The 15355-nt window shown below is 64.6% G+C and carries 16 protein-coding genes; 7 read left to right on the forward strand and 9 right to left on the reverse strand.

What is annotated here, in order from left to right; genetic code table 11:
• Positions 1-116 precede the first annotated feature (116 nt).
• A complete protein-coding gene (gene ettA / locus PZ895_RS01215; protein ID WP_275837203.1) occupies positions 117-1766 on the reverse strand; it encodes an energy-dependent translational throttle protein EttA in 1650 nt (549 codons plus the stop codon).
• A gap of 201 nt (positions 1767-1967) precedes the next feature.
• Here ettA and PZ895_RS01220 point away from each other — a divergent pair, with 201 nt between their 5' ends.
• From PZ895_RS01220 to PZ895_RS01230, 3 genes are read left to right on the forward strand one after another with little or no spacing between them, the layout of a single operon-like run.
• A complete protein-coding gene (locus PZ895_RS01220) occupies positions 1968-3227 on the forward strand; it encodes an Hsp70 family protein (RefSeq protein ID WP_275837204.1) in 1260 nt (419 codons plus the stop codon).
• A gap of 55 nt (positions 3228-3282) precedes the next feature.
• Complete coding sequence (locus tag PZ895_RS01225) at positions 3283-3918, forward strand: AprI/Inh family metalloprotease inhibitor (protein WP_275837205.1); 636 nt, start codon at positions 3283-3285, stop codon at positions 3916-3918.
• 60 nt (positions 3919-3978) lie between these two features.
• Positions 3979-4653 (forward strand): hypothetical protein, encoded by a 675-nt coding sequence (locus PZ895_RS01230; protein WP_275837206.1) that lies wholly within the window; start codon positions 3979-3981, stop codon positions 4651-4653.
• Here PZ895_RS01230 and PZ895_RS01235 read toward each other — a convergent pair.
• The 3 genes from PZ895_RS01235 to PZ895_RS01245 form a co-directional block, all read right to left on the reverse strand.
• The gene (locus PZ895_RS01235; RefSeq protein WP_275837207.1) at positions 4650-5426 is read right to left on the reverse strand and encodes an ABC transporter permease; all 777 of its coding nucleotides are present in this window, start codon (positions 5424-5426) and stop codon (positions 4650-4652) included. The two genes, PZ895_RS01230 and PZ895_RS01235, sit on opposite strands and share 4 nt — an antisense overlap.
• A complete protein-coding gene (locus PZ895_RS01240) occupies positions 5423-6214 on the reverse strand; it encodes an ABC transporter ATP-binding protein (RefSeq protein ID WP_275837208.1) in 792 nt (263 codons plus the stop codon). Before PZ895_RS01240 ends, PZ895_RS01235 begins: the two co-directional genes overlap by 4 nt.
• A gap of 71 nt (positions 6215-6285) precedes the next feature.
• Positions 6286-7314 carry an ABC transporter substrate-binding protein gene (locus PZ895_RS01245; RefSeq protein WP_275837209.1) on the reverse strand — a complete coding sequence of 343 codons (1029 nt, stop codon included), beginning with the start codon at positions 7312-7314 and terminating at the stop codon, positions 6286-6288.
• 188 nt (positions 7315-7502) lie between these two features.
• Between PZ895_RS01245 and PZ895_RS01250 the strand changes: the two genes are divergently transcribed.
• The 4 genes from PZ895_RS01250 to PZ895_RS01265 all read left to right on the forward strand — a co-directional run bounded on the left by PZ895_RS01250 (position 7503) and on the right by PZ895_RS01265 (position 11692).
• Complete coding sequence (locus tag PZ895_RS01250; RefSeq protein WP_275837210.1) at positions 7503-8432, forward strand: alpha/beta hydrolase; 930 nt, start codon at positions 7503-7505, stop codon at positions 8430-8432.
• A gap of 72 nt (positions 8433-8504) precedes the next feature.
• Positions 8505-9680, forward strand: a complete 1176-nt coding sequence (locus PZ895_RS01255) for a CaiB/BaiF CoA-transferase family protein (RefSeq protein ID WP_275837211.1) — start codon at positions 8505-8507, stop codon at positions 9678-9680.
• On the forward strand, positions 9677-11326 hold the full coding sequence (locus tag PZ895_RS01260; RefSeq protein ID WP_275837212.1) for a thiamine pyrophosphate-binding protein: 1650 nt from the start codon (positions 9677-9679) through the stop codon (positions 11324-11326). Before PZ895_RS01255 ends, PZ895_RS01260 begins: the two co-directional genes overlap by 4 nt.
• A gap of 63 nt (positions 11327-11389) precedes the next feature.
• Positions 11390-11692 (forward strand): hypothetical protein, encoded by a 303-nt coding sequence (locus PZ895_RS01265; RefSeq protein ID WP_275837213.1) that lies wholly within the window; start codon positions 11390-11392, stop codon positions 11690-11692.
• Positions 11693-11694: 2 nt separating this feature from the next.
• Here PZ895_RS01265 and paaE read toward each other — a convergent pair whose 3' ends face one another.
• From paaE to paaA, 5 genes are read right to left on the reverse strand one after another with little or no spacing between them, the layout of a single operon-like run.
• Complete coding sequence (paaE, locus tag PZ895_RS01270; RefSeq protein WP_275837214.1) at positions 11695-12774, reverse strand: 1,2-phenylacetyl-CoA epoxidase subunit PaaE; 1080 nt, start codon at positions 12772-12774, stop codon at positions 11695-11697.
• A gap of 7 nt (positions 12775-12781) precedes the next feature.
• The gene (gene paaD, locus PZ895_RS01275; RefSeq protein WP_275837215.1) at positions 12782-13279 is read right to left on the reverse strand and encodes a 1,2-phenylacetyl-CoA epoxidase subunit PaaD; all 498 of its coding nucleotides are present in this window, start codon (positions 13277-13279) and stop codon (positions 12782-12784) included.
• Positions 13280-13284: 5 nt separating this feature from the next.
• A complete protein-coding gene (paaC, locus tag PZ895_RS01280) occupies positions 13285-14040 on the reverse strand; it encodes a 1,2-phenylacetyl-CoA epoxidase subunit PaaC (protein WP_275837216.1) in 756 nt (251 codons plus the stop codon).
• Positions 14040-14327: a 1,2-phenylacetyl-CoA epoxidase subunit PaaB gene (paaB, locus tag PZ895_RS01285; RefSeq protein WP_024588744.1), complete on the reverse strand. Its 288-nt coding sequence runs from the start codon at positions 14325-14327 to the stop codon at positions 14040-14042. The genes paaC and paaB overlap by 1 nt, the downstream gene beginning before the upstream one ends.
• Positions 14328-14332: 5 nt before the next feature.
• Positions 14333-15328 (reverse strand): 1,2-phenylacetyl-CoA epoxidase subunit PaaA, encoded by a 996-nt coding sequence (gene paaA / locus PZ895_RS01290; RefSeq protein WP_275837217.1) that lies wholly within the window; start codon positions 15326-15328, stop codon positions 14333-14335.
• Positions 15329-15355 lie beyond the last annotated feature (27 nt).

Below are 15355 nucleotides of genomic sequence, written 5' to 3' on the forward strand. Positions count from 1 at the left end.
TGAACGACGCTTTGCGCCGCCAGCCCCTTACCCTCATTAAGCCCGCAAACTCTTCTGCCGACAAAAAGTTCCGGCCGCCATAACAATTGTTTGCGGCCGGAACGTAATTCGTACGATCAGCGCGTCAGGCGCTTATAGGTCATGCGGTGGGGATTGAGGGCATCAGGGCCGAGCCGTCGTACCTTGTCCTTCTCGTATTCCTCAAAATTGCCTTCGAACCATTCGACATGGCTGTCGCCTTCGAAGGCAAGGATGTGCGTGGCGAGGCGATCGAGGAACATGCGATCGTGGCTGATGACCACGGCGCAGCCGGCGAAGTTTTCCAGCGCGTCCTCGAGCGCCGCCAGCGTTTCGGTGTCGAGATCGTTGGTCGGCTCATCGAGAAGCAGGACGTTGCCGCCGGTCTTCAGCATCTTGGCCAGGTGGACGCGGTTGCGCTGGCCGCCGGACAGATTGCCGACCTTCTGCTGCTGGTCGCCGCCGCGGAAGTTGAACGACGAGCAATAGGCGCGCGTATTGGCCTCGTGCTTGCCGAGCTTGACCACCTCGGCTCCGCCGGAAATCTCTTCCCAGACGGTCTTGGCCGGATCGAGCGCATCGCGGCTCTGGTCGACATAGCCGAGCTTGACCGTCTCGCCGACGCGGATCGTGCCCTCGTCGGGCGTTTCCTGACCGGTGATCATCTTGAAAAGGGTCGTCTTGCCGGCGCCGTTCGGGCCGATGATGCCGACAATGCCGCCGGGAGGCAGGCGGAACTGCAAGTTCTCGATCAGAAGCTTGTCGCCGAATCCCTTGGAGAGATTCTCCACCTCGATGACGACATTGCCCAGCCTTTCGCCATGCGGGATGACGATCTGCGTATCGGACGGCTTGCGGCTGTCGGCTGCTTCAAGCAGGTCCTGGAACGCCTGGATACGGGCCTTGGACTTGGTCTGCCGGGCCTTGGGGCTCGATGCGATCCATTCGCGCTCGCGGCTGATCGCACGCTGGCGCGCATCGTCCTCGCGGCCTTCCTGCTTCAAGCGCTTGGCCTTGGCGTCGAGATAGGCGGTGTAGTTGCCTTCATAGGGAATGCCCCTGCCGCGGTCGAGCTCGAGAATCCAGCCGGTGACATTGTCGAGGAAGTAGCGATCGTGGGTGATCAGCATGACGGCGCCCTTATAGGCACGCAGGTGCTTTTCGAGCCATGCGGTCGTCTCGGCGTCGAGATGGTTGGTCGGCTCGTCGAGGAGGAGAAGGTCGGGCTCGGACAGGAGCAGCTTGCACAGCGCCACGCGGCGGCGCTCACCGCCCGACAGATTGGTGACGTTGGCTTCCTTGGGCGGGCAGCCGAGCGCTTCCATCGCCATCTCGACCTGGCTTTCGAGGTCCCAAAGATTGAGGCGATCCATGTCGTCCTGGAGCTTGGCCGCCTCGTCGGCGGTCTCGTCGGAATACTCCATCATCAGTTCGTTGTAGCGCTCGATGATGGCCGTCTTCTTGGCAACGCCGTCCATGACGTTTTCGAAGACGGTCTTGGAATTGTCGAGTTCCGGCTCCTGCGCGAGGTAGCCGACGGTCGCGCCCTCGGCGAGCCAGGCTTCGCCCGACCACTCCTTGTCGAGACCGGCCATGATCTTGAGCACGGTCGACTTGCCCGCGCCGTTCGGCCCCAGAATGCCGATCTTGGCATCCGGGTAGAACGACAGATGAAGATTTTCGAGCACCTTCTTGGCGCCATAGGCCTTGGTCAGGCCGGACATGTGATAGATAAACTGGCGTGCCATGGCGCGCGTCGAACTCCGTTCTTCGGGGTCGGGGGAATTTCGTCGCGCCGTATGTAGGTGAAACGGGCGCCGGGAGCAATGCGTGCGATGGCCCGCCCGCCCTTTCCATCCGCATCATGATCGGCTAGAGGGTGCGCCCTTCCCTCACTCGCACGAATTGCGCGTTACGCGCCGGTGCGGCGCATTTCAAGATGAGACCCCATGTCCACCACCGCCTGCGGCATCGATTTCGGCACCACCAACTCGACCGTCGGTTTGTGCAAACGCGGGGCAGAGCCACGGCTGATCCCGCTCGAAGGCCATCACCTGACGATCCCCTCGGCGCTGTTCTTCAGCCTCGAGGATGGCGGGACCTATTTCGGCCGGGCGGCCGTGTTCGAATATATGGACGGCGCGGAAGGCCGGTTCATGCGGGCGCTGAAATCGATCCTAGGCACCTCGCTGATGAAGGAGACGACGCAGGTCGGCCGCAACCGCATGACCTTCGAGGGCCTGATCGGGCGCTACCTGCGCCATCTGCGCGAAGGGATCGAGGGGCAGGAAGGGGCCGTGCCGGAAGCCGTCGTGCTCGGCCGGCCGGTCCGGTTCGTCGACGAGGACGACACGGCGGATGCCGAGGCGCAGGGCCAGCTTGAGGCGGCGGCGCGCGCCGAAGGCTTTTCGCATATCGAGTTCCAGTTCGAGCCGGTCGCCGCCGCGCTCCACTATGAACGGCTGATCGATGGCGAGGAACTGGCGCTGGTCGTCGACATCGGTGGCGGCACGTCCGACTTTTCCGTGCTGCGTCTGTCCCCTGAACGCGCCCGCGATCTCGACCGTTCGAGCGACATATTGAGCACGGCCGGCGTCCATGTCGGCGGCACGGACTTCGACCGGCATCTGAACATCGCCAAGGCGATGCCGCATTTCGGGCTCGGTTCGGGCACCAGGGACGGAAAGCGCCAGCTGCCGGTCTGGTATTTCAACGACATGGCGACCTGGCACCGCATCAACACGCTCTATACGCCCAAGAACGCGCGCGACGTTCAGGCGCTGACGCGCGAGGCGGCGGAGCCCGAGAAACTCGACCGCTACGCCCATCTCCTGAAGCACCGTTCCGGCCATCGGCTGGCCGCCGAGGTGGAGAAGGCCAAGATCGCGCTCACCGACGAGGACGCGGCGCGCATCGCGCTCTCCGAGCCCGGCCTCAGCCTCGATGTAGCCGTGAGCCGCGCTGAGTTCGACGAGGCGACGGCCGAACTCGTTTCGCGTATCGGGGCGTCCATCGAGGATGCGCTGTCGAAAGCGGGCATCGGCGCGGACCAGATTTCCACCGTCATCCTGACCGGCGGCGGCGCACTCGTGCCCGCCGTTCGCACAGTTGCGGAAGTCCGGCTTCCTGCTGCGCGCTTCACCGCCGCCGACCAGTTCGGTGCGGTCGGGCTGGGGCTTGCCATCGATGCCGCGCACCGCTTCGGCTGACGATCAAACTCTCGCCACGGTCGTCCCGCAGGGGAAGTGGATGCGGGGACACGAAGTGAATCGACGATCCATCACCCTTTGCGCGCTGATCGCCACAGTCATGCTGGCGTCCGCCTGCCAGTCCGGCGACGCCGCGGGCGCGGGCACCGAAACGGCGGCCGCTTCGGCCTTCATCGGCCCGATGCAATGCACGACGCGCCTGCCCTCCGGCCCGCCGCCCAAACCCGAACGCCTGTCCGCCTTCGGCACCGCGACGGCCTGGAACGTCGGCAAGAATGTGGGCCGCGGCGCGATCACCAGCGCCGGCACCATGGTTGCCGGCCCTGTCGGCGGCGCGGTCGCGGGCACCGTGGCCGCGCGCGCCCTGCCGTCCGAATTCGACATTCGCGGAACATGGCAGGCGACCGACGGCGCACCCGATTGCGGCTGTTCGCTGACGATCCAGACGCAATCGAGTTGGAGCGGCGCAAACCCCGCGCGCGGCACCGCGCAATCCTCCGGCTGCCGCAACTCGGCACTCGCCAACGCCAATGACTGGCGGCTCGACGAAACGATGACCGGGCTCGAAGCCGAGTTCCTGCTTTATGCCGCGAATGGCAACCGCATCGCGGTCCTGAAGCGCGACGGACCGGACTATTATTCCGGCCAACTCGCCAACGGCACGCCGATCACGCTCTGGCGCCAGCGATAACGCTCTGGACCGCGCCGGCGACTGGCTCTACAGGCGGGGCGACCAGATGAAAGACCTGACATGATCCCTTGGGTGGAACTCGATTCCGCGGAAGCGCCCGGCGGCAGGGAGCGCCTGCGGCTCAAGCAGCGCGGCACCGAATTTTCCATCATGCTCGGCGCGAACGAACTGATGAACAGCCGCCTTTCCGGTTCGGAGGAGGCGCTGGCGACGCTGACGCAGGAACGTCTCGCAAATGTCGCGAAGCCGACCATCCTGATCGGCGGCCTCGGCATGGGCTTCACCCTTCGCGCCGCGCTCGCCGCCTTCCCGGCCGAAGCGCGGATCCAAGTCGTCGAACTCGTGCCGGCGGTCGTGCGCTGGGCGCGTGGGCCGATGGCCGAACTCCATGCCGGCAGCCTCGCCGATCCGCGCGTGACCATCGTCGAAAGCGATGTCGCCAAGGTCATCGCCGAGGCGAATGCCGTCTACGATGCGATCCTGCTGGACGTCGACAACGGCCCCGAAGGGCTGACGATCGAAGCCAATGACGCGCTCTACGCGCATCGCGGTCTCGCCGCCGCGCGCGTGGCTCTGAAGCCCGGCGGCATCCTCGCCGTCTGGTCGCAGGGGCCGGATGCGCGCTTTGCCGCGCGCCTCAAACGGTCTGGCTTCGCCGTCGAGGAAATGCGCGTGCGCGCCAGCCGCTCGAAGCGCGGTGCGCGTCACGTCATCTGGCTAGCGAGGCGCGCTTAAGCCTGCGCCAACTGGCTGCGGTGCGCCCAGCCGGTCATCCGCATTTCGATCCACGCCATGACGGCATACATCGCGATGCCCTCGACGGCGAGCATGATGAGCCCCGCCCAGACCAGCGGCACGTTGAACTGCGACTGGGCGGCGAGCATCATGTGGCCGAGGCCCGAATTCGCCGCCACCGTCTCGGCGATCACCGACCCGACGAAAGCGAGCGTGATCGCGATCTTCAGGGAGCCGAAAAAATAGGGCATCGAACGCGGGATGCCGACCTTCAGCATGATGTCCATCTTCTTGGCGCCGAGCGCCCGAAGCACGTCCTCCATCTCCGGCTCGATGGTGGCGAGCCCCGTGGCGACGTTCACGACGATCGGGAAGAAGGCGATGAGGAACGCCGTCAATACCGCCGGGATCGTGCCGATGCCGAACCAGATGACCAGGATCGGCACCACCGCGACCTTGGGGATCGCGTTGAAGCCGATCATCAGCGGATAGAGCCCGGCATAGATGAAGCGCGACCAGCCGATGGCGATGCCCAGTCCGAGGCCGAAGACGACGGCGAGGATGAAACCGACGGTGGTCGTATAAAGCGTTTGCAGCGAATTCTTCCAGATCGCCGGCCAGAACTGGATGATGGCTTCCAGGATGCGCGTCGGCGCCGGCAGGATGAATTGCGGGATCGCGAAGGCGCGAACGATCAGCTCCCACACGATGAAGAGGCCGGCCGTATAGAGCCACGGCGCGAGCTTGATCCAGTTGATCTTGGAAGTGGTCATGCGGCCTTCCTCGCATCGGCGATGTTGCCGCGCAACTCATGAACCACGTCGTTGAAATCGGCCTGGTAGAGCAGCTCCAAATCGCGCGGGCGGGCAAACGGCACCGTTCGTTCCTTGGTGATGCGCCCCGGCCGTGCGCTCATCACGAAGATACGGTCGGCGAGGAACACCGCCTCGCGCAGATCATGCGTGACGAGCACGATGGTGACGCCCTGCGCGGCGTGGAGGTCGCGGATGACGCACCACAATTCCTCGCGCGTGAAGCTGTCGAGCGCGCCGAACGGCTCGTCGAGCATCAACAGTTCCGGCTCATGGATCAGCGCGCGGCAAAGGTTCGCGCGCTGCTGCATCCCGCCCGAAAGCTGCCAGGGAAATTTCTCGCCGAAGCCCTTGAGCCCGACGGTCTCGAGCAGCTTTTCCGCCTTGGCGACATATTCGCCCCTGTGCTTGCGCAGGCGCTTGCGGTGACGGTCGACGACTTCGAGCGGCAAGAGGATGTTGTCGAGCGTGGTCCGCCAGGGCAGCATGGTCGGGTTCTGGAAGGCCATGCCCACGATCGACACCGGCTTCGTCACCCGCTCGCCGGCGACCGTGACCTGCCCCGCCTGCGGGATGTAGAGCCCGGTGACGAGCTTCATCAGCGTGGACTTGCCGCAGCCGGATGGCCCGACGACAGCCGCGAACTCGCCCTTGGCGATGTCGAGCGTCAGCCCCTCGACGGCAAGCAAGCCGTCCGCGCCGCCATAGCGCATGTCGACATCGTTGATGGTGACGAGTGGTTGAGCCATGGGAATGCCGCGCGAAGCAGGAGCGCCCCCGTTAAAGGGAGCGCCGGTTGTCGTGGAAGGTCTCAACGCCGCTATTGCAGCATCCGCTCTTCCTTGGCGGGCAGGAACGAAGCGTCGAAGACGGCCGCACCGTCGACATTGCCCTCAAGGCCCATCGAGACCTTCAGATACTCGATCGACTGCGCAAGCTTGGCGTCGTCGACGCCGCCGAACCCGTTTTCCTGCACATAGGCCGTGTTGATGTTGAGTTCGTTCGCCATTTCGAGACGTTCGAGCTCGATCTCCTTGGTCAGGATTTCGTTGCGCTTCATCACCGCCTCGACGCCCGCTTCCGGATCGGCGACGGCATCGGCGAAGCCTTTGGCGAGCGCGCGCAGGAAGCCTTTCACGGCATCCGGGTTCTGCTCGGCGAAGTCCGTGTTGACGAGGATCGAGTTGCCGTAGAGGTCGAGGCCGTTCTCGGCCATCAGGATCATCGAGATGTCGTCCTCCGCCACCCCTTGAGCCTTGAGATTGAGCACCGAAGAGAAGGCGAAGCCGAAGATACCGTCGACCTGGCCCTGCGCCAGCATCGGCTCGCGCACCGGGAAGCCGACGCTCTCGATCGTGACCTTGCTTTCGTCGATGCCGGCGGCCTCGACGAAGGCGGGCCACTGGGCGAACGCGCCGTCAGGCGGCGGCGCGCCGAGCTTCCTGCCCTCGACCGACTTCGGATCTTCCGTGATGCCCTGGCTCTTGCGACCGATGATGGCGAATGGCGGGCGCTCATAGACGACCATGACCGCCTTCACCTTCTGCGCCGGGTCCTCGTCGAGGAACTTGATCAGCGAGTTGATGTCGCCGAATCCCATCTGGTAGGTGCCGGTCGCAACGCGCGGGATCGCCTCGACCGAGCCATTGCCCGAATCGATCGTCACGTTCAGCCCTTCGGCCTCGAAGTGCCCGTTGTCCTGCGCCAGGAAGAAACCGGCCGCCGGCCCCTCGAACTTCCAGTCAAGCGTGAAGTTGATGGCGGTGGTCTGGGCGGAAGCCGGCATGGCAGCCACGAAACCGCCGAGCACCGTTGCCGCAGCAAGCGTGAACAAACGTCTTGTTATCATTGTCGGAACCCCTCTGGCGCCTTTGTCTTTGTCGGCTCCATAAAAGCGCCGGTCCACAACCTTGGCAAGCGCCTTTTGCCCAAGTCTTGATCAAAATTGTGTATTGCACATGGTCTACGCATTCACCCGCGACGCTTCTCAAGCGCACCGCGCGTCTATAGCCTGTCGCCTTCGCAGGAGCCTGCCGCATGGCCTTCACCCGTACGATCGCCCACCCCTCGCCGACCGGCGCGACGCTGAACGTCCATTTCCGTGAGGCCGAAGGCGAGCCGCGCGGCGTCATCCAGGTCAATCACGGCATGGCCGAGCACGCCATCCGCTACGAACGCTTCGCCGATACGATGGCGGCCCATGGCTTCCATACCTATGCACACGACCATCGCGGCCACGGGCAGACGACCGCGCCCGACGCGCCACTCGGCCATTTCGGCACCGAACCGGCGCATGGCAAGGTTCTGGGTGACGTCGATGCGATTCACGACCTGATCGCGCGCAACCACCCGGGCCTGCCGGTCATCCTGTTCGGCCATTCGATGGGCGGACTGATCGCCCTGAACTACCTGATGGGGCATTCCTCGCGGGTCGCCGCCGCAGCGATCTTCAACGCGAACTTTTCCGCCGGCGCACTTGGCCGCGCGGCGCAGGCGATCCTTGCCTGGGAACGGTTTCGTCTCGGCTCCGACGTGCCCTCGCACATCCTGCCGAAATTCACCTTCCAGGCCTGGGGCAGACAGGTGCCGAATGCGAAGACCGCCTTCGACTGGCTGTCGCGCGACGAGGCCGAGGTCGCGAAATATGTCAACGATCCGCTGTGCGGCTTCGACGTGTCGGTCGCGACGTGGCGCACGGTCTTCGACTTCGTCTTCCGCGGCGCCGACGACCGCAACTTCACCATCATCCCGCGCGACCTGCCGGTCCTTCTCGTCGGCGGCAAAAAGGACCCGGCGACGGACGGCGGCACGGCGGTCGAAAAGCTGGCCGCCCGGATGCGGGCGATGGGCTTTTCGAATCTGCGATCAATCATTTACGCCGACACCCGGCACGAATCCCTCAACGAGGTGAATCGCGACATCATCACCGCCGCCTTTGCCGAATGGGCCCGGACCGCCGTGGCCTGATCCAATCCGGGTTCCGTGGCCCGGCGCGGTCTGCTAGGCAGGCTGGGAACGAGGGAGCTTCGCGTCAAATCCATGTCCCAGCCACCGCTCAAGGGCGTTCGCGTCATCGAACTCGCCCGCATTCTCGCCGGACCGTGGGCCGGACAGATGCTCGCCGATCTCGGCGCCGACGTCATCAAGATCGAGAACCCGGACGGCGGCGACGACACACGCAAATGGGGGCCGCCCTTCGTCACGGGCCATGACGGCGCCAATCTGTCGGCGGCCTACTATCACTCCACCAATCGCGGCAAGCGCTCCGTCGCGATCGACTTCTCGACGCCGGAAGGCGCCGAACAGGTGCGCAGGCTGGTCGCGACCGCCGATGTGATGATCGAGAATTTCAAGCTCGGGGGCCTTAAGAAATACGGCCTCGACTATGAGAGCCTGAAGGCGATCAATCCCCGCCTCGTCTATTGCTCGATCACCGGCTTCGGCCAGGACGGGCCATATGCTCCACGCGCGGGCTACGACTTCATCATCCAGGGCATGTCCGGCATGATGTCGATCACCGGCGAGGCCGGCCGCGAGCCGCAAAAAGCGGGCGTCGCGATCTCCGACATCTTCACCGGGCTCTATTCCGTCATCGCCATCCAGGCCGCCTTGCGCCACGCCGAGGCCACCGGCGAAGGCCAGCATATCGACATGGCGCTGTTCGACACGCAGGTCTCGGTGCTTGGCAACCAGAACCTCAACTATCTCGTCTCCGGCAATCCACCGAGGCAGATGGGCAACGCCCATATGAACATCGCGCCCTATGAGGTGCTGCCCTGCAAGGATGGCCACTTCATCCTTGCAGCCGGCAATGACGGCCAGTTCCAGCGTTTCTGCAAGGTCGTCGGGCTCGACCATCTGGCGGCCGACCCGGACTTCGCCACCAACCCCGCCCGCGTCGTCAATCGTGACCGCTTGCGTGCGACGATGATCGAGACGCTCGCCACCTGGACCCGCGCCGACCTGTTGCCGAAGCTCGACGCGGCCGCCGTGCCGGCAAGCCCCATCAATAACATCGCGGAAAGCTTTTCCGATCCGCAGACCATCGCGCGCGGGATGCGCATGGACCTCGACGACGGCCACGGCAACAAGCTGCCTTCGGTGCGCGCGCCGATGGTCATGTCGGCGACGCCCTGCGTGTATGAACGCCCCTCGCCGCGGCTTGGCGAGCACACGGAAGAAATACTGAAGGAAATCGAGGAGAAGGCACGATGAGGACTGGCGGACAACTGATTGTCGACGCACTCGAAGCCAATGGCGTCGAGCGCATCTATTCGGTGCCTGGCGAAAGCTACCTCGCCGTCCTCGACGCGCTTCACGATTCGAAGATCGAGAACATCGTCTGCCGCCAGGAAGGCGGCGCGGCCATGATGGCCGATTGCGAAGGGCGAATGACCGGCAGGCCAGGCATCTGCTTCGTCACGCGCGGCCCCGGCGCCACCAACGCGTCGGCCGGAATCCACATCGCCCAGCAGGACTCCAACCCGATGATCCTGTTCGTCGGCCAGATCGCCCGCGGCATCAAGGAGCGCGAGGCGTTCCAGGAAGTCGACTACAAGGCGTTTTACGGATCGATGGCCAAGTGGGTGGTCGAGATCGACGATGCCAGACGCATCCCCGAACTCGTCACCCGCGCCTTTGCGGTCGCGACCTCGGGCCGGCCGGGTCCGGTCGTCGTGTCGCTGCCGGAGGACATGCTGACCGATGAGGCCGAGGCACCCAAGCCGCTGCCTTTCACACCGGTCGAGACCCGTCCGGGCCAGCCCGAAATGGACCGCCTCGTCGAATTGCTCGAGGGTGCGGAGCGGCCATTCCTCGTTCTCGGCGGCACACGCTGGACCGAAGAGGCGGTCAGGCAGATCTGCGCCGGCATTTCGAAATGGAAGCTGCCCGTCGGCTGCTCCTTCCGCCGCCAGACGCTCTGCGACCAGTTGCACGAATGCTATGCCGGTGACATCGGCATCGGCGCGAACCCGAAATTAGCCAGCTACATCAAGGATGCCGACGTCGTGCTTCTCGTCGGCTGCCGCTTCGGGGAAATGCCGTCGGCCGACTACACGCTCCTGAAAAGCCCCTATCCCGACCAGAAGCTCGTCCACATCTTCCCCGACCCGGAAGAACTCGGCCGTGTCTTCCGGCCGGACCTGGCGATCAACGCGTCGAACACCGCCTTCGCCGAAGCCTTTTCGCGCACCGGCCCCGACGCCTCGCCCGTCTGGGCGAACCGCACCGAACAACTCCACCAGAGCTATCTCGACTGGTCGACCCCGCCGACCGACGGCCCCGGCGCCGTCAAGATGGGCCCGGTCATGGCGTGGCTGGAGGAGAACCTGCCCGAAGACGTCATCGTCGCCAACGGCGCCGGCAATTTCGCCACTTGGATGCACCGCTTCCACCGCTACCGCCGCTTCAACGGCCAGGCCGCCCCGACATCGGGCTCGATGGGCTACGGCGTGCCCGCCGGCGTCGCCGCCAAGGGGCTGTTTCCCGAACGCGAGGTGGTCGTGTGGGCCGGTGACGGCGATTTCCAGATGCACGGCCAGGAATTCGCCACCGCGATCCAGTATGACCGGCCGATCATCGTCGTCATTTTGAACAACGGCATCTACGGCACGATCCGGATGCACCAGGAACGCGACTACCCCGGCCGCGTCTCCGGCACGACGATGAAGAACCCGGACTTCGCCGCGCTGGCCCGCGCCTATGGCGGCCACGGCGAGACGGTCGAGCGCACCGAGGATTTCGGCCCGGCCTATGAGCGCGCGCGGGCAAGCGGAACCTCCGCGATCATCGAAATCCGGCTTGATCCCGAGGCGATCACGCCGACGAAGACGCTGACGCAGATTCGCGAGGGGCGTTAGACAAGCTAGAAAAGGCCGGAATTCGCTGCCATTATAGAGGCAACAGTTATCCAGGAGCCGAATTTGCCGCAGGATACCGTAAACATACAGTTTTTGGGCAAGCAGTTGCAGGGCCTGATCGAAGAGACGCGTCACCTGCGAAAGGAAGTGTCTGATGTGCGGTCACTGACTCTGCAGACCTATGAGTTCCCCAAGCGTGTCGAACGACGGAATGCTGAACTCAAGGACGATCTGGAAATCACCATTAAGATGGAACTGGGTGGTGGGCTCAAAAATCTTCAGGCGGCGATCGAGGGATCGCTTGCCAGAATCGAGGGTCTTGAAGAGCGCGTATCCGTCATCGAAAGTTCACCCGGCGCTCGATAATCTCAAGCCGCGTCGAAATCCAGCACCAGTCTTTTCGAGGTCGGGCGCGTCTGGCAGGCAAGCGTGAAGCCAGCTTCGATCTCCCAGGGCTGCAACGAATAGTTAACGGCCATCTCCGCCTCGCCTTCCACCACCCGGCAGCGGCAGGTGCAGCACATGCCATTGGCGCAGGAATAGGGAAGTTCGAGCCCCTTGCGGTGCGCCGCCTCGAGCACGGTCGCGTCCTGGTCGATCATGTCGAACGAGCGCCGCACGCCGTCGACCACCACCTCGATGGCGATGCCGTCCTGCGCGGCCTTTTCGGCCTCGGCCGAGCGCGGGCGCGGCTTCGGCGCATCGCCGGAAGGCGTGAAGCGCTCGAATCGCACCTTGTCGGCGTCGACGCCAAGCGCCGTCAGTTCCGCCGAAACGCTGTCGATCATCTCGCCGGGACCGCAAAGAAAGATGCCGTCCGCCGCCAGCGGGTCGATCGCGCCGCGCGCGGCAAGTTCGCGGATGCGCGCGCCATCGATGCGGCCGTTCAGAAGCTCGACGTCCTGCGTCTCGCGCGAGAGCACATGGATCAGGCTGAACCGGCGCATGTGCCGGTCCTTCAGGTCTTCGAGTTCTTCGAGGAACATGATCTGGTCGGAAGCGCGGTTGCCATAGATCAGCGTGACGGTGCTGTCCGGCTCATGGCCGAGCACCGTGCGGGCGATGGAGAGCATCGGCGTGATGCCCGACCCGGCAGCGATCAGGATGTAGTCGTGGCGTTCGCCGACAAGCGAGGTAAAGCGGCCTTCCGGCGGCATGACGCGGATCACGTCGCCGATGGACAGCGTCTCATTGACGAAGGAGGAAAAGCGCCCATCCGCCACCCGCTTGACGCCGACGCGCAAGTGCGGGTCGCCGGGGGCGGAACAGATCGAATAGGACCGGCGCGCTTCCTTGCCGTCGATATCAGTCGAGAGGGTCAGATACTGGCCCGGCTTGAAGGCGAAGATTTCGCGCAATTCGTCGGGCACGTCGAAGGCGACGGCGACGGAATCGGGCGTCTGCCGCTCGATGCCGGAAACCTTCAATTCGTGAAAATGCGGCGCCATCGGGACCTCAGATGCATTTGAAATAGTCGAACGGTTCGCGGCACGACGTGCAGCGATAAAGCGCCTTGCAGGCGGTCGAGCCGAATTCGGAGACGCGTGTCGTCTCGCTCGAGCCGCATTGCGGGCAGGCGACGACAGTTTCGCCGAAAAGCGAGCGGATCGAGTTCGACCCGTTCACCGGCGGCGCGATACCATAGGCGCTGAGTTTCTCGCGGCCTTCCTCGGTGATCCAGTCCGTCGTCCAGGCCGGCGAGATCACCCGCTCGACGCGGGCATCGAATCCGGCATCGCGAAGTGCGGCTTCGACGGCGAGTTCGATCGCCAGCACGGCCGGGCAGCCCGAATAGGTCGGCGTGACCCTGGCGACGGCAACGCCATCGATGATTTCGACGGAGCGCAGGATGCCGAGATCGGCGACGGTCACGCAGGGAACTTCGGGATCGAGCACGGCGGCCGCCGCTGCATAGGCGCGGCGCTGGTCGAGGGTGGTGTCGACAGCAAGCATCGCGCCTACCACACCGCCCCCGGAAACGTCCGCTGCATGTATTGCAGGTCGGCCAGCAGGAAGCCCATCGCCTCGCCGTGCCTCCCTTCGCGCCCGCCGCGCTGGGCGAACGGCGCGGTCGGCATGTCCAGGAACGCCTCGGAAAAGATCGTCGCGATCGTCCGGTCGAAGGATTGGCGCAGCGCTGCCGGCTCCGGCGCGATGCCTGCGTCCACCATCGTCCGCGTCACCGCGTCGGCATCGAACAGTTCATCGACATAAGGCGCCAGTTCCTCCACCGCCTGCTTCATGCGCGCCGCGCTTTCCTCGGTGCCGTCGCCAAGCCGGATCACCCATTCGCCCGCATGGCGGATGTGGTAGGCGACTTCCTTGACGGCCTTGGCGGCGATGCCGGCCAGCGTCTCGTCCTTCGATGTCGCCATGGCGCGCCACAACGGTTCCATGAAGGCGGCGAAATAAAGCTGACGCAGCATGGTGTGTGCGAAGTCGCCATTCGGCCGCTCGACCATCAGGCAGTTGGTGTATTCCCGCTCGCGCCGCAGATAGGCGAAGTCATCTTCCGTGCGGCCCTTGCCTTCGATCTCGGCGGCATACTGGTAGAGCGCGCGCGCCTGTCCGATGAGGTCCAGCGCCATGTTCGGCATGGCGAGGTCCTCTTCCAGCATCGGCGCATGGCCGCACCATTCCGACAGGCGATGGCCGAGGATCAGGTGGTCGTCGGCGAGCCGGACGACGAAGGCGAGAAGCGCGTCGTTCGCCATCACATATGCCCCACTTCGTCGGGAATCTTGTAAAAGGTCGGATGACGATAGACCTTGGAGGCGGCCGGCTCGAAATTCTCGTCCTTGTGCTCGGGATCGGAGGCGGTGATCGCCGCCGACGGCACGACCCAGATCGAGACGCCCTCGCCGCGCCGGGTGTAGACATCGCGCGCCGCGTTCAGCGCCATCACCTCGTCGGCCGCGTGGACCGAGCCGCAATGCTTGTGCGACAGGCCGTTGCGCGGCCGGATGAAGACTTCCCAGAGCGGGATTTCGTTCTTCGCCATATCTCTCACTCCGCTGCGATCTTGGCCGCCGCGCGGCGGGCCTTGCGCTTTTCGGCATGGGCGAGCGCGGCTTCGCGCACCCATTCGCCGTCTTCCCAAGCCTTCTTCCGCGCTGCGATGCGCTCCTTGTTCATCGGGCCGCCACCCTTGACCACGCGCCAGAACTCGTCCCAGTCGATCGCGCCGAAATCATAGTGTCCGCGCTCCTCGTTCCATTTCAGGTCCGGGTCGGGCAGCGTCAGGCCGATGAAGTCGGCTTGCGGAACGGTGGAATCGACGAATTGCTGGCGCAGTTCGTCATTGGTGAAACGCTTGATCTTCCAGGCCATCGACTGGTCGCCATGCTGGCTGTCGCCATCATGCGGCCCGAACATCATCAGGGACGGCCACCACCAGCGGTTCAGCGCGTCCTGCGCCAGTTCCTTTTGCTCGGGCGTACCTTGCGCCAGCGTCATCATGATCTCGTAGCCCTGGCGCTGGTGGAAGCTTTCCTCCTTGCACACGCGGATCATCGCGCGCGCATAGGGCCCGTAGGAACAGCGGCAAAGCGGAATCTGGTTCATGATCGCCGCGCCGTCGACCAGCCAGCCGATGGCGCCGATATCGGCCCAGGTCAGCGTCGGATAGTTGAAGATCGAGGAATATTTCGCTTTTCCCGACAGAAGCTCCTCGGTCATCTGCTCGCGGGAAACGCCCAGCGTTTCGGCGGCGGAATAGAGATAGAGGCCGTGCCCGCCCTCGTCCTGCACCTTGGCGAGCAGCGCCGCCTTGCGCCTCAGCGACGGCGCGCGGGTGATCCAGTTGCCCTCCGGCAGCATTCCGACGATCTCGGAATGGGCGTGCTGGCCGATCTGGCGGATCAGCGTGCGCCGATAACCTTCCGGCATCGGATCGTTGGGTTCGATCTTTTCCTCGGCGTCGATGCGCGCCTGAAAGGCGGCGAGGAAGGCTTCGTCCTCGGTCGTCTCGGTTTTCGCGCCGATCAGGCCCTGGCTGTACATGGCAATTCCTCCGTGATCCGTTACGAT

The organism is Mesorhizobium sp. YIM 152430 (genome assembly GCF_029210365.1).
Lineage (GTDB): Bacteria > Pseudomonadota > Alphaproteobacteria > Rhizobiales > Rhizobiaceae > Aliihoeflea.